The 22687-nt window shown below is 72.9% G+C and carries 14 protein-coding genes and 1 rRNA gene (1 of these 15 cut by a window edge); 11 read left to right on the top strand and 4 right to left on the bottom strand.

What is annotated here, in order from left to right:
- The first annotated feature begins 63 nt into the window (after window positions 1–63).
- Window positions 64–927 carry a S49 family peptidase gene (locus tag DK412_RS18520; RefSeq protein WP_109973143.1) on the top strand — a complete coding sequence of 288 codons (864 nt, stop codon included), beginning with the start codon at window positions 64–66 and terminating at the stop codon, window positions 925–927.
- A 4-nt stretch (window positions 928–931) separates the two neighbouring features.
- On the opposite strand, the gene DK412_RS18515 is transcribed toward DK412_RS18520, so the two are convergent.
- The 3 genes from DK412_RS18515 to DK412_RS18505 all read right to left on the bottom strand — a co-directional run bounded on the left by DK412_RS18515 (window position 932) and on the right by DK412_RS18505 (window position 4234).
- Window positions 932–1300, bottom strand: a complete 369-nt coding sequence (locus DK412_RS18515) for a hypothetical protein (RefSeq protein WP_109973142.1) — start codon at window positions 1298–1300, stop codon at window positions 932–934.
- A gap of 70 nt (window positions 1301–1370) precedes the next feature.
- Window positions 1371–2012: a L,D-transpeptidase gene (locus tag DK412_RS18510; protein ID WP_109973141.1), complete on the bottom strand. Its 642-nt coding sequence runs from the start codon at window positions 2010–2012 to the stop codon at window positions 1371–1373.
- 119 nt (window positions 2013–2131) lie between these two features.
- Window positions 2132–4234: a prolyl oligopeptidase family serine peptidase gene (locus tag DK412_RS18505; RefSeq protein ID WP_109973140.1), complete on the bottom strand. Its 2103-nt coding sequence runs from the start codon at window positions 4232–4234 to the stop codon at window positions 2132–2134.
- 283 nt (window positions 4235–4517) lie between these two features.
- On the opposite strand from DK412_RS18505, the gene DK412_RS18500 reads away from it, so the two are divergent.
- Window positions 4518–5669, top strand: a complete 1152-nt coding sequence (locus DK412_RS18500) for a ceramide glucosyltransferase (protein ID WP_109973139.1) — start codon at window positions 4518–4520, stop codon at window positions 5667–5669.
- 533 nt (window positions 5670–6202) lie between these two features.
- Here DK412_RS18500 and DK412_RS18495 read toward each other — a convergent pair.
- Window positions 6203–6541: a PilZ domain-containing protein gene (locus DK412_RS18495; protein WP_162596240.1), complete on the bottom strand. Its 339-nt coding sequence runs from the start codon at window positions 6539–6541 to the stop codon at window positions 6203–6205.
- 246 nt (window positions 6542–6787) lie between these two features.
- Here DK412_RS18495 and DK412_RS18490 point away from each other — a divergent pair, with 246 nt between their 5' ends.
- From DK412_RS18490 to DK412_RS18450, 9 genes are all read left to right on the top strand, one after another.
- On the top strand, window positions 6788–9538 hold the full coding sequence (locus DK412_RS18490) for a PAS domain-containing hybrid sensor histidine kinase/response regulator (RefSeq protein WP_109973137.1): 2751 nt from the start codon (window positions 6788–6790) through the stop codon (window positions 9536–9538).
- A gap of 515 nt (window positions 9539–10053) precedes the next feature.
- Window positions 10054–10812 (top strand): cellulose biosynthesis protein BcsS, encoded by a 759-nt coding sequence (gene bcsS, locus DK412_RS18485; RefSeq protein ID WP_162596239.1) that lies wholly within the window; start codon window positions 10054–10056, stop codon window positions 10810–10812.
- Window positions 10813–13641, top strand: coding sequence for a UDP-forming cellulose synthase catalytic subunit (gene bcsA, locus DK412_RS18480; protein ID WP_109973135.1), 2829 nt, complete (start codon window positions 10813–10815; stop codon window positions 13639–13641).
- Window positions 13642–13656: 15 nt separating this feature from the next.
- Window positions 13657–15870, top strand: coding sequence for a cellulose biosynthesis cyclic di-GMP-binding regulatory protein BcsB (locus tag DK412_RS18475; RefSeq protein WP_109973134.1), 2214 nt, complete (start codon window positions 13657–13659; stop codon window positions 15868–15870).
- Window positions 15870–16940, top strand: coding sequence for a glycosyl hydrolase family 8 (locus tag DK412_RS18470; RefSeq protein ID WP_109973133.1), 1071 nt, complete (start codon window positions 15870–15872; stop codon window positions 16938–16940). Before DK412_RS18475 ends, DK412_RS18470 begins: the two co-directional genes overlap by 1 nt.
- Window positions 16925–18736 (top strand): hypothetical protein, encoded by a 1812-nt coding sequence (locus tag DK412_RS18465; protein WP_109973132.1) that lies wholly within the window; start codon window positions 16925–16927, stop codon window positions 18734–18736. Before DK412_RS18470 ends, DK412_RS18465 begins: the two co-directional genes overlap by 16 nt.
- Entirely contained in the window at window positions 18733–19647 is a 915-nt protein-coding gene (gene bcsN, locus DK412_RS18460) for a cellulose biosynthesis protein BcsN (protein ID WP_109973131.1), read from the top strand. The genes DK412_RS18465 and bcsN overlap by 4 nt, the downstream gene beginning before the upstream one ends.
- A gap of 37 nt (window positions 19648–19684) precedes the next feature.
- Window positions 19685–21004, top strand: coding sequence for a response regulator (locus tag DK412_RS18455; RefSeq protein WP_109973130.1), 1320 nt, complete (start codon window positions 19685–19687; stop codon window positions 21002–21004).
- A gap of 392 nt (window positions 21005–21396) precedes the next feature.
- A 16S ribosomal RNA gene (locus DK412_RS18450) occupies window positions 21397–22687 on the top strand (it continues 193 nt past the right edge of the window).

The raw sequence follows: 22687 nt of genomic DNA, 5'->3' as shown, positions 1-22687 counted from the left end.
CGCTTGCCGGGAGGTGGCGCGCCGCCTACCTGTCGGATCCGTCATCGGAGACCCCGCCCCGCCATGCCGTTCCGGCCTCTCGCCGCCCTGCGCGCCCTCCTGCCCGAACGATGGGCCCGCCGTCACCCGGTGGTGCCGGTCGTGCGCCTGAGCGGCGCCATCGGGGCGGTCTCGCCCCTGCGGGCCGGGCTCTCCCTCGGCGCCTGCGCCCCGGCCCTCGAGCGGGCCTTCGGCATGAAGGGGATCCGGGCGGTGGCGCTCGTCATCAACTCCCCCGGCGGCTCGGCGGCGCAGTCGCACCTGATCTTCCGCCGCATCCGGGCGCTCGCCGCCGAGGCCGGGGTGCCGGTCCTCGCCTTCGTGGAGGACGTCGCGGCCTCCGGCGGCTACATGATCGCCTGCGCGGGCGACGAGATCTTCTGCGATCCGTCCTCCCTCGTCGGCTCGATCGGGGTGGTCTCGGCGGGGTTCGGCTTCACCGGGCTGATCGAGCGCCTCGGCGTCGAGCGCCGGGTCCACACCGCCGGCAAGGCCAAGGCGATGCTCGACCCGTTCCGGCCCGAGAACCCGGACGACGTCGCGCGCCTCAAGGACATCCAGGCCGACGTGCAGGCGATGTTCACCGACCTCGTCCGCAGCCGCCGGCCCACCCTCAAGGGCGATCCCGACGAGCTGTTCTCCGGCGCGGTCTGGACCGGCCGCCAGGGCCTGGCGCTCGGCCTCGTCGACGGCCACGGCGACGTCCGCTCGGTGCTGCGCGCCCGGTTCGGCGACACGGTGAAGCTGCCGGTCGTGGAGCAGGCCCGCGGCGGCCTGCCGTCGCGGCTCTTGCGCCGGCGCGAGCCGGGGGCGGTCGGCCTCGCGGCGATCGAAGGAGCGCTCGCCGCCCTCGACGAGCGCGCGGCCTTCTCGCGCTACGGGTTGTAGGGCGTTACGGCTCGCGCAGGCTCGCCGGCAGCTGCGTCAGGCACAGGATCTGGTCCTGGCGCTCGTAGGTCTCGCGCTCGCGGATCGCCCGCTCGACCTCCTCGGTGCCGGCGGTGGAGTAGCGCAGGCCGAACGGGATCGAGCCGTCCTTGGGGTAGGTGGCGAGCTTGCGCCGGGTCTCGGCCCGGCAATAGGCGGCCCAGTCCTGCGACAGACCGAGCCGGCGGGCGTACTCCGCCACCGCGACGCCGACCCGCCTCTGCGCCTCCCGCTCGCTGCGGGCGAGCGCCCGGTCGTCGAGGCCGTTGATCAGCCCGCTGACCACGAAGCTGAGGGCGACCGCGATCGACATCAGGACGAACAGGCTGCGCATTCCGGGGCCTGCTCCCTCGCGGCGTGGGGCCTAGGTGTCGCGCGGATCCCGTTCGGCAAGCCAGTCGGGATCAGTACGACGGGCCGTAGGAATAGTACGTCGCGCCGTAGGGCGACGGGTAGGTCGCGCCGACAGGCTGCCAGCCGTCGTTGCCCCACGGATCGGAGGCGCGGCGGCGCGACACGCGGGTGGTCTGCGTGAAGCCGTCCTCGTCGAGGCGCTCCCGACGCACCCTCGCCTCCCGGCGCGGGGACGTGCGGCCGGCGAGGACGGTCTCGTCGCCGCCGATCACCACCCGGGTGTTGCCCATCCCCTCGGCCTTGACGAGTGCGTAGAGCGTTGCGGCCTTGCCCGGCGCCAGGCGCACGCAGCCGTGGGAGGCGGGGGTGCCGAGGCGACTGGTGTGATTGCTGCCGTGGATGGCGTGGCCGCGGCCGGTGAAGAAGATCGCGTGCGGCATCGGCGCGTCGTCCCACTCGCGCGAGCGGTAATCGACCACCATGCGCGAGGGTGAGAAGGCGCCCCGCGGCGTGCTGTAGCCTTCCATGCCGGTCGAGACCGGCCAGTCGTAGAGCGTCTGCCCGTCGCGGGTCACCGTCATCCGCTGGGTGGTCTTGTCGACCCGGATCAGGATTCCGGCCCGCGCCTCGGTAGCCCCGACACCGGCCCCTGCCACGCAGAGGGTGACGAGGAGAGCTGCTGCGGCGCGCATCGTGAAGAATCCCTTATCCGGCGGAAGGCGGAGGCGATATGCCACGCTTGGGCACCGGAATGACGTGCGCGCCGCGTTGGAGTTCCCGGATCTTCCCGGGATTTACTGCGCAGAAACCATTATGTGCCGGCCACTTCCGGCTCCCAGCCGATCGCCCGGCGCAGGAAGGCGGCGCCGAGCGCCGCGAAGGCGGCGGTCTCCGCGCTGGTCTTGCCGTGCGAATGGCCGCCGGCCTCGGGCTCGTAGAAGCGGGCGGGGTAGCCGAGCGACTGGAGCTTCGCCGCCATCTTGCGGGCGTGACCCGGATGCACCCGGTCGTCGCGCCGCGTCGTGGCGATCAGGATCGGCGGGTAGGCCTTGCCGGCTTCCGCGACGTGGTAGGCCGAGATGTGCTGCAGGAAGGCCCAGTCCGCCGGGTCGTCGGGGTCGCCGTACTCGGCGATCCAGCTCGCGCCGGCCAGAAGCTTGGTGTAGCGCCGCATGTCGATCAGCGGCACGGTGCAGAACAGCGCGCCGAAGCGCTCGGGGTAGCGCGTCAGCATGTTGGCGATGAGGAGCCCGCCGTTGGAGCCGCCCTCGGCCGCGATGCGGCCGGGCCGAGTCACGCCGCGGCGCACCAAGTCGGCGGCCACCGCCGCGAAATCGTCGTGGGTGAGCGCCTTGCCTTCGCGCCGGCCGGCCTCGTGCCAGCGGGTGCCGAACTCGCCGCCGCCGCGGATATTGGCCACGACCCGCGTGCCGCCCTTGGCGAGCCAGAGCCGGCCGAGCACCGCCGAGTAGCCCGCGAGGTTCGTGACCTGGAAGCCGCCGTAGCCAGAGAGGTGCACCGGCGCCTCGCCGGACTCCCCCGGCGGGCCGGCCTGGACGTAGGGGATGCGCTCGCCGTCGCTCGACACCGCCTCGTGCCGGGTCACCACCAGGCCGTCGGCCTCGAACAGGGCAGGGGCCTGCTTCAGGAGCGTCGGGGCGGCGAGGTCGGGGCGGGTGGTCAGCAGGGTCGAGGGCGTGACGGGGTCGTTGGCCGCCACCATCAGGTCGCCGTTCGATTCCTCCTCCTCGCCGTCCATCGACCACACGCTGACGACGCCGAGTTCCGGCAGGCCGGCGACGCGGCTCTCGGCCCAGCCGCCCGCCGCGGGGGTGAAGACCGGAAACACGGCCTTCAGGTCGTCGAGGACCGAGATCACCAGGTGCCCGCCGGTCCAGAAGAAGCCCTGCAGCGCCCGGCGCGGGCCGGGGGTGAACAGAACCTGGAAATGCCTGTCCCCATCAAGAAACGCGTCGAGCCCGATGCCGAGGACGCTGTCGGCCGGGTGGGTCGTGCCGCCCACCGCCCACGGCGTGCGGGTGCGGATGGCGAGGTGGCCGCGATGCCAGTGCGCGTCGGCATCGGTCGGGATGTCGAGGCGGGTCTTCGGCCCGGTGCGGTCGCCGAGGTCGATCGTGCCGTCGAAGAAGCCGGTGCGCTCGGCGAAGACGAGTCGCTCCGGCTTCGCTTCCCGGTCCGGATAGCCGTAGGCGACCATGCTGGTCGGGCCGGCGGAAAAAATCACCGGGGCGCTCAGCGGGTCGGTGCCCCGCCGCCACAGCCGCACGGTGCGGGCATAGCCCGCCTGCGTCGCGTGCTCGGGGCCGCCCAGCGGGCTCGCCAGCAGCAGCGTGTCGGGATCGAGCCAGACCGGGATGCTCTTGGCCTCGGGCAGCGTGAAGCCGTCCTGCACGAAGCGGCGCCCGGTCAAGTCGAACTCGCGCACCACGGTCGCGTCGCCGCCGCCGCGGGAGAGCTGGATCAGCGCCCGCGCGTGGCTCTCCGGCAGGCTCGCGGCGCCGCTCCATACCCAGTCCTCGCCCTCGTCGCGGGCGAGGGCGTCGAGGTCGAGGAGCACGTCCCAGGCCGGCTCGGGCTTGGCGTATTCGCCTTCCGTCGTGCGCCGCCACAGGCCGCGGGGATGCTCGGCATCCTGCCACAGGTTGTAGAGGAGGCCGCCGCGCCGGGTGACGCCCGGGATCTTGTCCGGCCGGTCGAGGGCGGCCTTCAGGCCGTCGCGGTCGGCGGCGTAGCGGCCATCCGCGAGGCCTGCGAGCGTGTCGGCGTTCTGCGCCTCGACCCAGGCGAGTGCCCGCTCCCCGTCGATCTCCTCGAGCCAGAGATGCGGATCGTCGTCGGGAGCCTGGAGGGTCGGGCGGGGATCGGGGGTCAGCGAAGTGGAGGGCGGAGACATGCCTGGCTCGCTCGTCGGTGGGCGGTTTCGCGAAAAATCTAGAGCATTTTCGGACGAAGTGGATACCGGTTCGTCGAAGAAAATGCGGCAAAATCAAAAACTTAGAGCGCCGAACGATCACAGCGTGATCGGGCGGTCTCCAAGCGGGCCGGAGGCCGGGTCCAGGGTGGTGCGGGGCGGGGACACCGGAGCCCCGGCGTGCGGCACCGTCATACGGTTGCAACAGCCCGTCTGTTTGAGGGGAAGACAGGGCGCGGGTCGGCACCGGCCCGGGAGGACCCGCATGACCGGTACCGGCATCGCCGCCATCATCTGCCTCGCCCTCACGGTGATCAACCTCGCGAGCCTCGCGATCGCCCTGCGCCGCCTCGGCCGGGCCGATCCGGACCGGGCCGGGACCGTGGACGTCCCCGTCACGGTGGTGCGGCCGGTCTGCGGCCTGGAGACCTACAGCGAGGAGACGCTGGGCTCGGGGTTCCGCCTCGCCTACCCGCGCTACGAGCTGATCTTCTGCGTCGCCCGGGCGACCGACCCGATCGTGCCCTTGGTCGAGCGGCTGATCGCCGCTCACCCCGGCGTGCCGGCGCGGCTGATCGTCGGCGACGAGCGGGTGAGCGACAACCCGAAGCTCAACAACTGCATCCGCGGCTGGGACGAGGCGCGCCACGACTGGATCGTCCTGGCCGATTCGAACGTGCTGATGCCGGCCGACTACATCCAGCGCCTGCGCGCCGCCTGGCGCCCCGATACCGGCCTCGTCTGCTCGACGCCGGTCGGCACCCGGCCCGGCAGCTTCTGGGCCGAGGTCGAGTGCGCCTTCCTCAACACCCTGCAGGCGCGCTGGCAATATGTCGGCGAGGCGCTCGGCCTCGGCTTCGCGCAGGGCAAGAGCATGCTCTGGTACCGTCCCCTGCTCGAAGCGCGGGGCGGCATCCGGGCGCTCGGCGCCGAGATCGCCGAGGACGCCGCCGCCACCAAGCTGGTGCGGGCGATGGGCCGCAAGGTCCACCTCGTCGCCGCGCCCTTCGCCCAGCCCCTCGGGCCGCGCCGCGCCGGCGAGGTGTGGTCGCGCCAGCTGCGCTGGGCCCGCCTGCGCCGCGTCACTTTCCCGCTCTTCTTCGCCCCCGAGATCGGCACCGGCGCGGTGATCCCGATGCTCGCGGCCTTTCCCGCGGCGGGCGGGGGCCTGTCCGGCGTCGCGGCGATGCTCGGCACGGCGGCGGCCTGGTACGGCGCCGAGTGGCGGCTCGCCGCCCGCAACGGCTGGCCGCGCTCCTGGCGCTGGCCGCTCGCCTGCCTCGCCCGCGACCTGTTGTTCGTCCCGATCTGGCTCGCCGCCTGGGTCGCGCGCGACATCGTCTGGCGCGGCAACGCCATGGACATCCGCACCAAGCCGGCGCGCCTCGGTGCCGACGCCCCGGCGACGGCTCCATGACCGGACGGTTCCATAACGCTTGACGATCGCCCCGGACGGGATCACGCTCCCGTCCGGCTCTCCCGCCCGAGGCGGGGAGGGCGAAACCGATGGAGGGGGGCATGACGCCACCCATGAGACGGGCCGCGACGATCGCCCTGGCAGCACTTCGGGCCGGGACGTAGCGGCAGATCCCGCGGATGACGGGGCGGAGGCGGCCCCATGGGGCGGTGAAGCCGCGCGACGCGCGCCTTCCGGTGACCGATGAGCCCCGACCTCGGCCGCTTCCGTTCTGCTTTATACATGACGAGCCCGTTCGGTGGGCTCCCAGAGATGTCATACCCGCCGAGTCATTCCGGGGCCGCGCAGCGGAGCCCGGAATCCAGAACCGCAGATGGTTCAGGATCAAGCGGACAGCTCATCGGCCCATTCTGATCGACCTGAGGTTCTGGATTCCGGGCTCCGCTTTCGCGGCCCCGGAATGACCCTGAGGCCTTCAGTCCCGTTGCGGGTCTCCCAAAAAGCGATCTCCCGTTGCCGATGACAGTGCTTGCTCACGCCTCCGGCACCATCCAGATCCGGGTCAGTCGCGCCAGATGCACCAGGGCGTTCTCGAAGCGCTCGGGCGTGTCCTCGACCCGCGCGTGGATGCCGAGCGGGCTCAGGCTGACGACGCGGGCCTCGACCTCGCCGATCGTCGCCGCCGCGACCTGGATCGGGGTGCCGGGAGCCAGCTCGGCCGTCGCCACCGGGGCCAGAAGCAGGCCGCCGCGGCTCAGGTTCAGGATCTCGGTGCGGTAGCTCCGACCGCCATGCCGCAGGCGCGCCGACAGGGTGACGGGAAAGCGCCGGTCGCGCCGCCGCTCGCTGCCGAATTGCGTGTCGGCTGCCATCGCCGCCGACGCTGGGGAAGACGAACCGATCTGTGGCGTGTGGGACGTAGGGTTCATGCCGGTTCTGGTCGCAGAGACAGGTTAAGTCTCGTTTAATGAATTCATGGTTAACTATCTTCTGACAAGTTTTCGCTCTTTCACCGAGACCGCTCCCGCCATGACGATGGGACCCGAGGCAGGCCCGCACCCGGTGGTTTTCCGGGCGCGGAGGACGGCGCGCGGCGCGACGCACTGGGGCATCGCGGCGTGAGCCGTGGCACGGATCATGACGGGTGCGCCGCCGGCTGGCGCGCCGTCTTTGCGCGCCTGTTCGGCCGTGGGGCGGCGGGGCGGCTCGTCGACGGCTGCCCGGACCTCGTCGCCGAGATCGACGGTGCGGGCCGGCTCGTCCGCGCCTCGCCGGCGAGCCGGGCGCTGACGGGCCGCGCCCCCGACACCCTCGCCGGCCTTCCCCTGGCCGATTGGGTCCACCCCGAGGACCGCGCCGGCGTGGCGGCCCTGCTCGCCGGCGGCGGCGGCGCCCTGTTGCACCGCCTGTCCCACGCCGACGGGCGCTGGATCTGGGTCGAGACCCGCCTGTCGTCCGGGGGGCCTCCCTTCGTCGCGGCGATCCGCGACGCGGCCGCGCGCCAGGACACGGAGGCGTCGCTCCGCGCGAGCCGGGCGCATTACCGCGCGCTCGCCGACACGCTGCCCCAGCTCGTCTGGATGGAGCGCACCGATACCGGCGAGACCGTCTACGCCAATCCGGCCTTCGAGCGCTATTTCGGCGCGATCGGGCCGGGCCGAGCGGCGCGGCAGGAGCGCTACCACCCGGACGACCGGGCGCGGATCGCCGCGGCTTTGGTGCAAGGGGCTCTCGCACAGGACGGCAGCGGCGAGGGGAAAGGCCGCCTGCGCGACCGCGACGGCGCCTATCGCTGGCACCAGCTCTCCTTCCAGCCCCTGCGCAAGGACGACGCGCTCCTCGGCTGGCTCGGCTCGGCCCTCGACATCGACGACATCCTGGCCGCCCGCAAGGCGCTGGAGGAGACCGGCGACCTCCTGCGCCTCGCCCAGGACGCCGCCGGCGCGGGCCTGTTCGACCTCGACCTCGTCACCCGCGAGGTGACCCTGGCGCCCGAGAGCGCGCGGCTGCACGGGCTTCCCGCCGACCGGCCGGCGGTGATCGGGCTCGGCGCCTGGCTGCGGCGGCTGGTGCCGCCGGACCGCAAGCCGGCCCTCGCCGCCTACCGCGGCGCGGTGGCGGGCGGGGGCACCTTCGACATCGCCTTCCGGGTCCAGGTGCCCGGCGGCCAGCGCTGGATCCAGGCGATCGGCCGGCTCTGCCGCGACCGGGACGGCCGCGCCCTGCGGGTGACCGGCCTCAACCTCGACATCTCGGCCCGCAAGGACGCCGAGGCCGGGCTCGTCGCCGCCAAGGCGGCCGCCGAGGCGGCGAAGGCCGCCGCCGAGCGGGCGAACGCCGCCAAGACCGATTTCCTCTCGGCGATGAGCCACGAGATCCGCACGCCGCTCAACGCGGTGATCGGCTTCACCGACCTCCTGGCGCAGGCCGAGGGCCTCGCGCCGGAGCAGCGCCGCCATGCCGGCCTCGCCCGCGCCTCCGCCGGGGGACTGCTGACCCTCGTCAACGACATCCTCGACTTCTCCTCGGTCGAGGCCGGGGCGGTGGCGCTGAGGCCCGAGCCGTTCGCGATCGAGGCCCTGGCGGAGGGTTGCCTCGGGATGGTCGGCGCGGCGGCGGCCGAGAAGAGCCTCGCGGTGACGAGCACCATCGACGCGAGCCTGCCGCGCCACCTCCTCGGCGACGAGGCCCGGCTGCGCCAGATCCTCCTCAACCTCCTCAACAACGCGGTGAAGTTCACCCCCCGCGGCAGCGTCGCCCTCTCCCTGCGCCACGAGGGCAGCGGTGGGTCCGGGGAGCGGATCCGCTTCTCCGTTTCCGACACCGGCATCGGCATCGCGCCCGAGAAGCAGGGCCGGCTGTTCGAGCGCTTCTCGCAGGTCGACAGCTCAATCCGCCGCGATTACGGCGGCACCGGCCTCGGGCTCGCCATCAGCCGCCGCCTCGTCGAGGCGATGGGCGGCGAGATCGGGCTGATCTCGGCGTCCGGCCGCGGTGCGACCTTCTGGTTCACCCTGACACTGCCCCGGGCGGAGGACCGCGCGCCGCCGGAGACCCGCGCCGCCGCGTCGCCCGGCCGCGCCGGCCGCCTCCTCCTCGTCGAGGATATCGAGGTGAACCGCGAGCTCGCCTGCCTGATGCTGCGCAAGGCCGGCCACAGCGTCGACGTCGCCACCGACGGGTTCCAGGCGGTGCGGGCCGCCGAGGCCGGAACCTACGACCTCGTGCTCATGGACGTGCAGATGCCGGGCCTCGACGGCACCATGGCGACGCGGCTGATCCGCTGCCTGCCCGGGGCGGCCGGGCGGGTGCCGGTGGTCGCCATGACCGCCAACGTGCTGCCGGACCAGGTCCAGTCGTTCCGCGCGGCCGGGATGGACGACCATCTCGGCAAGCCCTTCACCCCGGCCGAGCTCACCGCGCTCCTCGCCCGCTGGCTCGACCGCGCCCCCGGCCCGGACGCCGGGACTCCGGAGGACGAGCCCGCCCTCGACCGGGCGCTCTACGACGGCGTCTGCGCCACCCTGCCGCCCGAGGCGGTGCGCCGCCTCCTCGGCCATCTCGCCGAGCAGGTCACCGGGGCGCTCGCCGGGGAGGGGGCGGATGCCGAGGGGCGCGGGCGGCTGCGCTTCGAGGCGCACGGCCTCGTCTCGGCAGCGGGCATGCTCGGCTTCGCGGCCCTCTCCCGGGCCTGCGCCGAGTTCGAATCCTGCACTGAGGACGCGGTTGCCCGCGATCCCGCCGCCTTCGCGATGGCGCTCGCCCGGGCCCGCGTCCGCTGCACGGCGGCGGCGTTCGAGACCCGCCGCCTGATCGCCGGCCTGGAGGCGGGGCCGTCGGCGTCGGCCGGTCTCGGCCGGACGGCTTAAGGCGCGTCCGGGGGAGGGGGTTGCTGCGCTGGTTCCTGGGTCTGGAGCCTCCGACCGGGTCTCATCGGATCCACTCGGCCGTTGACGCAAGGGTCATGAAGTCGAGCGCTCCCCCCTCTTCCGTGTGGGAGAGGGGTCGGGGGTGAAGGGCGGCAATGGTGCCGCAATGATCCTGAACTGTCGTGCTGGCAGCACGACACCTAAAGCCTGACTCAGGACCGTAGCACCCTCACCCCTACCCCTCTCCCATACGGGAGAGGGGATCCGGCGATTTTTCCGGATGAGGCGAAGGGAGGCGGAAGCCGCCCGTGCAGGCCCTTTCGCCTATCCCGGCGCACTTGTGGACGCCCTGCGACGGCCGGCTTGACGCTCCCCGGGGGATTATCCTTTTCCACCCGAAATCATCCTGAAGGATGTAAGACTTAATCGCACGGGATGCCGCCCGTCCCGGCAAGGTCCGCTTAATGATGCGGGCGCGATCTTGGCCCCGTTGCAGGGTCAGGTGGCGTTTCGACATGCACCGCAATCTCACCCGCGTCGTAGTCCGGCGCGGCCCGTCCTCGCGCGTCCTGTCCGGATGCGCCCTCGCTCTCACGGCGGCCTGCGGCCGGCCGGCGCTCGCGGCCGACTGGTATACCGGCGCCGAGGCGCCGGGCGCGCAGGAGGCCTGGATCGTCTCGGTCGACACCTCGGCGACCGTGAGCTCGCAAGGCTCGCAATTCGCCGGCGCCACCGCGACCGCCGCGCCCTCCGGCTCCCTCCTCGCCAGCGGCCTGCGCCTGCGGGCGGACACGGTGATCGGCTCGTACCGGTCCGGCACCGGGCTTGGGCAGCAGGCGGAGGTCGCGGCGCTCGTCGGCTACGGCTGGGTCTGGCCGGAGGCGGTGCTGTCGGCCTTCGTCGGCCTCAACCTGCGCCGCAACGAGGTGCCGGGGCTGGATACGGGCGCCCGCAATGCCGGCGGCTTCAAGGCGGCGGTCGACCTCTACGCCCGGCCGACCCCCGGCACGATGGTGCACGCCACCGGCACCTATTCCAGTACCTTCAACGCCTATTACGGCCGGCTGCGCGGCGGCGTCGCGGTGATGGGGGGCTTCCTCGGGCCCGAGGCCGCGCTGCTCGGCGACGACGATTACCGGCAGTGGCGGATCGGCGCCCATTGGAGCGGCTTCCAGTTCGGCGCGCTGCAGGTCGGAGTCGCCGCCGGCTACCTGCATGACCAGACCCGCAAGGGTGGCCTCTACACCACCGTCGACATGCGGGCGGGCTTCTAGATGGCCGCCGCTCTCCGCTGGACGGCCTGGGCCGTCTCGGCCCTCCTCACCGTCGGGCTCCTCGTCCAGCCGGTCGGCCCGGATGCGCAGATCGGGCTCTGCGCCGCCGCTTGCGCCGGCATGGCCGCCCTGTGGCTGCTGGCGCCGCGGCGCGGCCTGCCCCGGCTCGCCTTCCTGGCGCTCGGCTCCCTGGTGGTGATCCGCTACGTCTACTGGCGCCTCACCGACACGCTGCCCTCCCTCGACGATCCGGTCGGCCTCGGCTTCGGCCTGATGCTGCTCGGCGCCGAGCTCTACTGCGTGCTGATCCTGGCGGTGAGCCTCGTCGTCAACGCCGATCCCCTGGTGCGTGCGCCCGTCGCGCTGCCGGCGGAGGCGGAGCTGCCCGCCGTCGACGTGCTGATCCCGAGCTACAACGAGCCGACGGAGCTCCTCGCCGTCACCCTCGCGGCGGCGCTCAACCTCGATTATCCGGCCGACAAGCTGACCGTCTGGCTCCTCGACGACGGCGGCACCGACCAGAAATGCGCCGACCCGAACCCCGGCAAGGCCGAAGCCGCCAAGGTCCGGAGGGCCGAGTTGCAGGCGCTCTGCCGCGAGCTCGGCGCCCGCTACCTGACGCGCGCCCGCAACGAGCACGCCAAGGCCGGCAACCTCAACAACGGGCTGTCCGCCTCGCGCGCCGAGATCGTGCTGGTGCTCGATGCCGACCACGCGCCCTTCCGCTCGTTCCTCGCCGAGACCGTCGGGCTGTTCGCGCAGGACCCGAACCTGTTCCTGGTCCAGACCCCGCACGTCTTCCTCAATCCCGATCCGGTCGAGCGGAACCTGCGCACCTTCGCCCGCATGCCGTCCGAGAACGAGATGTTCTACGGCGTGACCCAGACCGGGCTCGACAAGTGGAACGGCTCGTTCTTCTGCGGCTCGGCGGCGCTCCTGCGCCGGCAGGCCCTCGATACGGTCGGAGGGTTCTCCGGCATCACCATCACGGAGGATTGCGAGACCGCCCTCGACCTGCACGGCAGGGGCTGGACCAGCGCCTATGTCGGCCAACCCTTGATCGCCGGGCTCCAGCCCGGGAGCCTGGCCGACTTCATCGTCCAGCGCGGCCGCTGGTGCCAGGGCATGATCCAGATCCTGATGCTCAAGAACCCGCTGACGAAGCGGGGCCTGAGGCCGATCCAGAAGCTCGCCTACCTGTCGAGCATGACGTTCTGGTTCTTCCCGCTGCCGCGGCTGATCTTCATGCTCGCGCCTCTCCTGCACATCTTCTTCGACGTCAAGATCTTCGTCTCGTCGCTCGACGAGGCCCTGGCCTACACGGCGACTTACATCGTCGCCAACCTGATGATCCAGAACTACCTCTACGGCCACGTGCGCTGGCCGTTCGTGTCCGAGCTCTACGAGTACGTCCAGGGCGTCTTCCTGGTCCGCTCGATCGTCGCGGTGATCGCCTCGCCCCGGCGCCCGGGCTTCTCGGTCACCGCCAAGGGGGTGGGCCTCGACCATGACCACCTCTCGGCCCTGGCCTGGCCGTTCTTCGCGATCTTCCTCGCGCTGGCGGCCGGCTGCGGCATGGCGGCGTGGCGCTACCTCTACGAGCCCGGCGTCACCAGCCTGATGCTCGTCGTCGGCCTGTGGTGCGGGTTCAATCTTGTCATCGCCGGCGTGGGCCTCGGCGTCGTGGCCGAGCGGCGCCAGGACGAGCGCAGCCCGAGCCTGCCGGTCGGCCGGCCGGCCCTGGCGGTGATCGGGTCCGAGCAGGTGCCGGTCGTCGTCGAGCGGATGAGCACGGACGCCGCGACCCTGCGCCGGAGCGACGGCGCGCCCTGGCCGACGACGCCAGGGGACGGGCTCCAGGGCGGCGTCCTCCAGGCCGCTGCCGGACCGCCCCTGCGCTTCTCGGTGCGCGCGGCGCCGACGCCGGATCGGCGCGTCGTCGCCTTCGCGGCCCTCGCGCCCGCCGAGTACCGCACTCTGGCCGGGCTGATGTACGGCGATGCCGGCGCCCTGCGCGCCTTCCTGAACGCGCGCCGGCGCCACCGCGACCTACTCACCGGCACCTTGCGCTTCCTCGCCTGGGGCGTCGCCGAGCCGGTGCGGGCGGTGTCGTATCTCGGCAAGCCGGCACCGGTTCAGTCTGCACCGGCTCCGTCGGCGCCCGCGGCGCCGGCAGCGCAGCGAGCGGTCGCCGCGGGCGCCGATGTCGCGTCCGATAGGGTCCCGGATGTCGCAGTGCCACTGCTCGCCCCCGTCGCCGCGCCGGTCCCGCAGATGATCCTCGCAGACGAGATCGCCAGTGAGCGCTCGAGCCCCGTGCCCGCTCCGGTCGCCGCGATGCCCCTGCCGGCGATCCACGCCGCGGCGCGCCCGGTAGAGATCCCCGCCGTGGTTCGGCCCGAGGGGCGTCCTGCCACCGGGAATCCGGTCGTCGCCCACCCCGCCGCCCGACCGGCCCCGGCGGCCGCCCCGGTCGCGGCGGAGCGTCTCCCGGGCGATCTTCCTTCGGCGGCCGCTTGCCTGGACGAGACTTGCCTGGACGAGACTTGCCTGGACGAGACTTGCCTGGACGAGACTTGCCTGGACGAGGCCGTCTGGCGAAAAGCCATCGCCGATCTCCTCGCCGCCGTGCCCGATCCCGGCGGAGCCCCGCGCCCCGACGCGGGTGCGCTCGACGCGACCGTCTGGGCCGCGAGCATCCGGGCCCTCGCCGGCGCGGCTCCGGTTCCGATCGCGCCGCCGCACCTCGACGCCGCCCCGGCCGCGCCCGCCCGCGACGGCCTCGCGGCCTTGCGCGACGCGGTCGCGGCCTCCCGCAACGCCGCCTGAGAGGAGCCATTCCGGATGCGCCGCCTCCTCGTCTGCACCCTCGTCCCGGCCTTCGGCGCTGCTTTATGCAGCGCGCCCGCCCCGGCCCAGACCTTCTCGGGCTTCGGGCCGACCCCCACCATGGTGCTGCCGGGCGCGCCTCTCCCGGCCCCGGCCCTCTCGCCCCCGCCCGCCGCGACGGGCCCGGCCCTGCGCCGGCTCCCCGCCGTCGCGGGCCCCTTGCGGCTCTGGGGCGAGACCGGCACCGTGACCTGGCCGCTCTTCGTCACCGCCGCCGAGGCGCGGGCGGGCGGCGTGTTCCAGCTCGGCTACCTGTCGGCGGTCTCGGTCCTGCCGGAGGCCTCGACCCTGCGCGTCGGCCTCAACGGCGCCGAGATCGGCCGCGCGGCGATCGACGGCGTCCACGGCCTCAGGCGCGAGAGCGTGACGATCCCGCCGGGCGCCCTGCGCCCCGGCTTCAACGCCGTGACAGTGGCGGTCGACCAGCGCCACCGCGTCGATTGCACGGTCGCGGCGACCTACGAGCTCTGGACCCAGATCGATCCCGACACGACCGGCCTCGTCGCGGCGGGAGAGGGCGTCGCCGACCTCGCCGATCTCGCGGCGATCCGGCCGGGGCCGGAGGGCGCCGTGCCGATCCGCCTGATCCAGACCGGCGAGCGCCTGTCGGAGCGCCGCGTCGAGGGGTTGCTCGCCGGTGCCCAGGCCCTGGCGCTGGCCGGCCGGTTCGCCCAGCCGCTCGTCTCCTTCGCCCCTGCACCCGAATCCGGCGACGGCCTCGCCCTGGCGGTGGCGCCTGCGGCCGAGCTCGCCCGCAGCCTCGACATCGCGTCCCTCGGCCCCGTCACCGGCCCGCGCCTCGCCCTGCTGCCGGGCCGGCCCGATCGCCGTCCTGTCGTCGTCGTCACCGGGCCCGGCGAGGCGGAGGTGGCGGCGGCGCTCGCGCAGCTCGGCGCGCTGGCCGCGGCCGCACCGCAGGGCACGCCGGAGGGACTCGCCGCCCTGCGCGACCGGGACGGCCGGCGGATCGCCGGCGGCGAGAGCCTGACCCTGGCCGATCTCGGCCTGCTCGACGCGGTGATCGGCGGGCGGACGCATCGGCTCACCCTCGATCTGGCGCTGCCGCACGACTTCCTGGCGGCCGACTATGCCAAGATCGCCCTCGATCTCGACGCGACCTACCCGGCCGGTCTCGCGCCCGGCGCGCAGGTCAGCGTGTCGATCAACGGCGAGGCGGCGGGCAGCGTCCCCCTTGGCAAGGCCGGCGGCGAGACCCTGAGCCGGCGCACGGTCTTCCTGCCCCTGCGGCTGCTGCGCCCCGGGCTCAACCGGATCACCCTGCTCGCCGAGCTGCCGAGGCTCGACGACCGCGCCTGCGCGGCCCCGGCCGGCGAGCGCCTGACCCTGCGCGCCAGCACCCGCCTGACCATTCCCGATCTCGCCCGGATCGCCCGCCAGCCGGAGCTGGCCGCCACCGCGGCGGCGAGCTTCCCGTACCGGGCGGAGGGCCGCGCCCCGACCCTGTCCGTGCCCGCCCCCGACCGCGACACGATGGCGGCTGCCGCCACCCTGACGACGCGCCTCGGCGTAGCGGCGGGCCGGCCGATCCCCTTCGCCGTCGCGGCCGGGCGCAGCGGCGTGGTCGGCCCGACCCTGGTGGTGGCGGCCCTGCGCAGCCTCGACGCCCCGCTCCTGAAGGCCGCCGGCCTCAACCCGCAAGCCCTGCGCGACGCCTGGGTGAAGCGCGATGACTCCGCCGGCTCCCCGGTGGCCGAGCCGAGTTCGGCGATCCGCCGCCGGCTCCTGCGCCGCGGCGGCATCCCCGGCTGCCGCGGCCCCGCGACCCCGGCGCCGGGCCTGCCGGAAGCGGCCCTCGTCCTCGCCCAGGGCGTGACCGGACCGGCGCCGGACGACGTCTTGACGCTCGTCACCGCCCCGACCCCTGGCACCTTGAGCGAGGCGACCGCCTGCCTCGTCCAGCCGTCGGTCTGGAGCCGGCCCCGCGGCGGCGTCACCCTGCTCGCCGCCGACGGCACGGTGGCCGCGCGGGATCCCGAGACCGGCCGCTATGTCGCCACCGCCCCGGCCTCGTTCGGCAACCTGCGCCGCATTGCCGCCGGCTGGCTCTCCCTCAACCGCGAGGTCTACGCCCTGATGGCGCTCGCCTGCGCCGGGCTGCTGGCCGCCTCGACCCACCAGCTGGTGCGCAATCTCGGCAGGAAAACCTGATGACGACCCTCACCGGAGCCGTCGCGATCCTCCTCGCGCTCGTCACTGCCTGCACCGTTGCCGCGGCCGAGACCCCGCCGCTCGCCGATCACGACGGCTGGCGCGCCTACAAGGCCCGCTTCGTCACCGAGGCCGGCCGGGTCGTCGATACCGGCAACGGCGGCATCAGCCACAGCGAGGGCCAGGGCTACGGCATGCTGCTCGCCGCGCTCGCCGGCGACCGCGCGACCTTCGAGCGGATCTGGACCTGGACCCGCGCCAACCTGATGGTGCGCGACGACCAGCTCCTCGCCTGGCGCTGGGAGCCCGACCGGCGCCCCGCCATCGCCGACATGAACGACGCCGCCGACGGCGACCTCCTGGTCGCCTGGGCGCTGGCCGAGGCGGTGGCACTCTGGAACGATCCCTCGCACCGGGTCGCCGGCCGGCGCATCGCGGTCGAGCTCGGCCGCAAGCTGATCCTGCCGCGGGCCGCCCACGGGCCGCTGCTGCTGCCCGGCGTCTCCGGCTTCTCCGCCGAGGACCGGCCCGACGGCCCGGTGGTGAACCTGTCCTACTGGATCTTTCCGGCCTTCGACCGGATGCCGCTCCTCGCCCCGGAATTCGACTGGGCCGGGCTCGACCGCAGCGGCCACCGGCTGATCCGCGCCGCCCGGTTCGGGCCTGCGCGCCTGCCGAGCGAGTGGGTCTCCCTCGCCGAGGCCGCGCCGAAGCCCGCCGACGGCTTCGCGCCCGACTTCGCCTATAACGGCCTGCGCATCCCGCTCTACCTCGCCATGGCGGGCACGACGGATGCCGAGCTCTACGCGCCATTCCTGAGCCTCTGGCCGCGGGCGGAGGCCGGCAACCTCCCCCTCGTCGATACGGTGAGCGGCAAGGTCACCGCCCGCCTGACCGAGGCCGGCTACGGGGCAATACCGGCGCTCGTCGCCTGCGCCGCCCGCGGCACGCCGTTCCCGCCCGCCCTCGCCCGGATGCGGGCCGAGACCGAGCACTATTACCCGGCGACGCTGCAGCTCCTGGCCCTGGCGACTCTCAAGACGAGGTATCCCGCATGCGCCCCGCGCTGATCGTCGCCTTCGCCCTCGCCGGGGCGACACCGGTCGCGGCGGCCGAGACGCGGCCCGACGAGACGGCTTTGCGCTACTACGTCGCCCAACGCCAGCCCGAGCGGGTCGCCGCCGAGGCCGAGCGCCTGGCGCGCCGCTTCCCGGGCTGGACGCCCCCCGCCGACCTCTGGACCGCCGCGCCGGGTGCAGAGGACGAGGAGGGATTCTGGGACCTCCTGAATGCCGGCCGCCTCGACGCGCTGCGCAAGGCACTGGCCGAGCGCGCCAGGACCGAGCCGGGCTGGACGCCGTCGGGCGCGCTCGCCGGCGCCCTCGCGCGCCGGCAGCTGCGCGAGGAGGTGAGGGGGCTCGCCAAGGCCGGCCGCTGGTCCGACCTCGCCGCCCTCGCCGACCAGCGCCGGCCCGAGATCGAGGCCGGCGGGGCGGAGGTGGCCTGGAGCGCGGCGGAAGCGCTCGCCCGCACCGACCGGGCGGCGGAGGCGATCGCGCTGTTTGCCCAGGCCCTCGCCACCCCGGGCGCGAGTGCCGACGACCGCCGGGCCGGTCTCCTGCGGGCGCTGCCGCTGCTGCCGATGGCCGAGATCGACCGGCTCGGCGCACAAATCCCGGCCGACGACCTCGTGCCGATCCGCATCGACCTGATCCGCGCCCGCCTGAGCGCGGTCCTGCACGACGAGGCCGGCCAGGCGGTGGCGCCCGCCGACCTAGCCGCCTTCCAGGCCTATGCCGAGGCGGCACCCGATCCCGACCAGCCGGCGCTGGTCGCCTGGTACGCGTTCAAGCGCAGCGACCTGCCGGAGGCCCTGTCCTGGTTCAAGCGCGCCATCGCGCGGGGCGGCGACGCGATGGTGGCGCACGGCCTCGCCCTCACCCTGCTGCGCCTCGGCCTGCGCCGGGAGGCGGAGGACGTAGCTTACGCCTGGCGCGAGCCGCTGGTGAACAATGCGCTCCTGTTCATCGACATCCTGGAACGAGACCTGACCCAGGCGACGCCCCCGGCGATCGAGCCCGCGCGCCTGCGGCGCTACGCCGAAGTGACGGCCATGACCGCCTCGGGTGAGGGCGCGCAGGCGCTCGCCTGGTACGCCTATAATACCTGCCAGTTCGACGCCGCGCTCGCCTGGTTCCGCCGCGCCGTGGCGTGGTTCCCGAAGGAGGCCACCGTCTACGGCTACGCCCTCGCCCTCCAGCGAGCGGGCCAGCAGCGCGCCTTCGTGGATCTCGTCAACCGCTACGACGGGCTGTTTCCGCGGGTGGTCGGCCTGCTCTTCTCCGCCCGCTCCGAGCGGCCCTCGCCCTGCGACGCGCCCGCGTCCCGCCCGGCGGAGCCGGTTGTCCGCGGCATGTATCTCGACCTCGGAGGCCGGCCCGACGCGGTGAGGGCGGAGAGAGGTGGCCGTGTGCCCCAGCCCGACGCCCTCGATGCGCCGGCCGCCCCGCTCGTGCGCCGCAGCGATTTTCCCGTGGCGGTGACGCCGGAGAACGACCTGCGCGCCGCGCCGACCGGCAATCCGCTCGCCCTCTTCGTCCCGGTGCCGTCCCGCGCTGCCGGACGCCTGCCCACCACCGCGCGGCGCGTCCCCGGCGTCGGGCTGATGCCCTACGAGCGCTACGGCTTCTCGCTCCTGCCCGCCTGGACCGGCGCGACCGGTCCGAGCGTCCCGAGCGCCGCCGAGCGCCCCGCTCCCCTCGGCAGCCTGTGGTCGGCGATGCAGGCGGTCCCTGCCGATCCGCCCGCGTCGCGCGACGTCGTCGCCACCGGCGCCATCCTCAGCCTCGGGAAGCCCCTGCCGTGATCCGCTCCCTCGCCCTCGCCGCCGCACTCGCTCTGGGCGCCTGCACCGCGCAGGAGCGCGCCGCCGCCCCGCCTTTCGCCAGCCTCGACGCCGCGTTGCCGCCCGCCACGGTCCAGCGGCGCTCCACCCCGGTCGTCGTCACCCCGGTCGTCGTCCTGCCGGCCTGGATCGGGCGGCCGGTCGCCTTGCGCGAGCGCGACGGCGCCGGCGGGTTCGAGCAGGCGATCACGCTGCGCCCGCCCGGGGCCCGCAATGGGCACGACGACCTGATCCTGGCTTCCTCGCCGAAGGAGGGCGGGCTCGACGCGATGCTCGGCGGCAAGCCGACCGAAGCCGGCATCCGCGCCGAGCTCGCCGCCGCCTTCCCGGGCATGGCGATGCAGGTCGTCACCCGCCCGTCGGCCAACGCTTACGGCCCCTACGGCCTCGCCATCGGGCGAACCGGCGCGACGCGCTGCCTCTACGCCTGGCAATGGATTCCCGAGGCCCCGTTGCTCGCCGGCGGCGCGCCGGTGCCCCTGTCCTTGCGCCTGCGGCTGTGCCGGGACGACGTCACCGTCGAGGCGATGGCGGCGGCCGTGACGCAGCTGCGTCTGGTGCCGCGCTTCTCCGGCGAGCCGGTCGCGACGCTGGTCCGCGTCGCGTCGCGCTCGGTGCTTCCACCCGCGGGACGTGTCCATCACCTCCGCCCGGCGCCGGTCGCCACCACGCCGGCCCCGGCGCCGTCCGGACCGCGCTACCTCGGCGAGGCGGCCGAGCGTCTCCCGGCCGCGACCGGCTCGAGCGGCGGCGCGATGCGCAGCGTCCTCGCAGGCGCCACCGACGCGCCGTCTCCGGCCCTCGCGAGCCTGCCTCCCGAGGCGGCGATCCTGCCGCCCGAGGCCACGCGCGGTCCGGTGCCACGCCCGTGACAGACTTTTCCCCGAACGCACCCGAGCGGAGTCCCCGATGAGCCTGCGCCTTCTCGTGGTCGAGGACGATCCCGGCTTCCAGGATCTCGTTCGCGCCCTGTGCGAGCGCCGCGGCGACAGCGTCGACGTGGCCTCGGACGGCTTCCTCGGCCTGCGCCTCTTGAGCGAGCGCCGCCACGACGTGGTGATGATCGACTATCACCTGCCCGAGATGGACGGCTACGCCCTCGCCCGGCTGATGCGCGAGATCTCCCGCCCGGAGGACCAGGTCCGGTTGATCGGCGTGACGGCCGACCGGCACGGCCTCGCCTCGCGCCGGGGCGCCGATGCGCGGTTCGACGCCATCCTGGTCAAGCCCCTCGACCCGGAGGCGCTCTACGCCGCCCTCGACCGGCTGACCCGCGTCGAGGCCCCGCCCCCTGAGACCGGCGCCGACGCGGTCTGGCGCCGCTTCGGCCTCGCCGGCCGGCCCCGCGCCCTGATCTGCCCGACCCCGGGCGCCGCCGAGGCGGCGGCCTTCGCCCAGGCCTTCGTGCCGGTGACGCGGGCCGCCGAGGCCGATCTGATCCTCCTGAGCGGCGAGACCGGGCTCCCGGACCTGCGCGCCGCCCGGGCCGCGACGCCGACCCGGCCGGTGCCGAGCGTCGACCTCACCGGTCGCCTCGCAGGAGCCTGCGACGTGACGTTCCGGGTTGGCGATCCCGCCTCCTGGGCGGCTTTGGCCGAGGCCTGCACCGGCTTCGCGGCTCGGCGCGCCGGCCTTGCATCGCATGAGGGGCCAGCCGACCCCGTCCTCCATCTTCTGGCGCTGCTTCACGTCTCCGCCCGCGACTTGCCGCTGGCAGGCGGGGAGGGCGGGCTCGCCTACGAGACCGGCCTGTCGCCCGCATCCCTCATGGCCGCGGTGCTGACGCTCACCGAGGCGGGGGCGCTCGCCTGCGTGGCGACCGGCACCGGAGTGAGCGTGCGCCTGACCGAGACCGGAACCGCGGCTGCCACCGTCGGCCCGCTCCCGGGCGGGCCCCGCCGCGCACCGGATCCCGCGCGCCCGCCGGTGCTCGACGCGCGCAGGACCGCGGAGCTGACGCGCCTGATCGGCGAGGCCGAACTCGGCCGCCTGCGAGACCGGTTGATGGGACAGCTCGCCACCGCCTTCGCGCCGCAGGCGGACCTGCCCACCCTGGCGCACGAGGCCCACGTGATCGTGGCGATGGCCGGAAGCCTCGGCTTCGAAGACCTGTCGGCCGCCTGCCGCGCCCTCGAAACCGCCATCAAGGCCGGCACCAGCCTGCCTGATGCCGTGGCCGAGGTCCGCCGCGCCGTCTCGGATGCGCGCTGCCACTGCGCGGCCGCCTGACTTCAGCGGGGGAGGGGGCCCTTGTCGCGAGAGCTTCACAAAGGAGTTGACGGGGGAAGTTGCGGGGCCTATACGACCACCCATCGGCGCCGGCCGCTCCCGCGGACCGGTCGCTGAAACGTCTTCGTGACAGTCTGGGCCGGCAAGCCTGACCTTGGTCAGGTGCTGGTCCTGTTGTTGCCGACGATCGCCGGTTCGGACCGGCCTGCTCTTTGACAAGTTCATACGAGAAAGAGAAGCGTGGACGGCGTCGTCCCTGCGGGTCGGTTCCTTCGGAACCGGTCGTGAGTAGGATGATGCTGGTCTGACGTTTCGGTGCTCACACGATCAGGCGGAAACGCCGGTCGGTCGTGAGCCTCCGTTTTAGTTGTGATCAGCTTTGATCAGCTCTTCAACTTGAGAGTTTGATCCTGGCTCAGAGCGAACGCTGGCGGCAGGCTTAACACATGCAAGTCGAGCGGGCCCTTCGGGGTCAGCGGCAGACGGGTGAGTAACGCGTGGGAACGTGCCCTTCGGTTCGGAATAACTCAGGGAAACTTGAGCTAATACCGGATACGCCCTTTTGGGGAAAGGCTTGACTGCCGAAGGATCGGCCCGCGTCTGATTAGCTAGTTGGTGAGGTTACGGCTCACCAAGGCGACGATCAGTAGCTGGTCTGAGAGGATGATCAGCCACACTGGGACTGAGACACGGCCCAGACTCCTACGGGAGGCAGCAGTGGGGAATATTGGACAATGGGGGCAACCCTGATCCAGCCATGCCGCGTGAGTGATGACGGCCTTAGGGTTGTAAAGCTCTTTTCTCCGGGACGATAATGACGGTACCGGAGGAATAAGCCCCGGCTAACTTCGTGCCAGCAGCCGCGGTAATACGAAGGGGGCTAGCGTTGCTCGGAATCACTGGGCGTAAAGGGCGCGTAGGCGGCTGATTTAGTCGAGGGTGAAAGCCTGTGGCTCAACCACAGAATTGCCTTCGATACTGGTTGGCTTGAGACCGGAAGAGGACAGCGGAACTGCGAGTGTAGAGGTGAAATTCGTAGATATTCGCAAGAACACCAGTGGCGAAGGCGGCTGTCTGGTCCGGTTCTGACGCTGAGGCGCGAAAGCGTGGGGAGCAAACAGGATTAGATACCCTGGTAGTCCACGCTGTAAACGATGAATGCTAGCCGTTGGTCTGCATGCAGGTCAGTGGCGCCGCTAACGCATTAAGCATTCCGCCTGGGGAGTACGGTCGCAAGATTAAAACTCAAAGGAATTGACGGGGGCCCGCACAAGCGGTGGAGCATGTGGTTTAATTCGAAGCAACGCGCAGAACCTTACCATCCCTTGACATGGCGTGTTATCCGGAGAGATCCGGGGTCCCCTTCGGGGGCGCGCACACAGGTGCTGCATGGCTGTCGTCAGCTCGTGTCGTGAGATGTTGGGTTAAGTCCCGCAACGAGCGCAACCCACGTCCCTAGTTGCCATCATTCAGTTGGGCACTCTGGGGAGACTGCCGGTGATAAGCCGCGAGGAAGGTGTGGATGACGTCAAGTCCTCATGGCCCTTACGGGATGGGCTACACACGTGCTACAATGGCGGTGACAATGGGCAGCGAAGGGGCGACCTGGAGCGAATCCCCAAAAGCCGTCTCAGTTCGGATTGCACTCTGCAACTCGGGTGCATGAAGGCGGAATCGCTAGTA

The sequence above is a fragment of the Methylobacterium sp. 17Sr1-1 genome, assembly GCF_003173775.1.
GTDB lineage: Bacteria > Pseudomonadota > Alphaproteobacteria > Rhizobiales > Beijerinckiaceae > Methylobacterium.
Note: the sequence above shows the minus strand (reverse complement) of the source record. Positions and strands in the feature narration are given on the sequence as shown.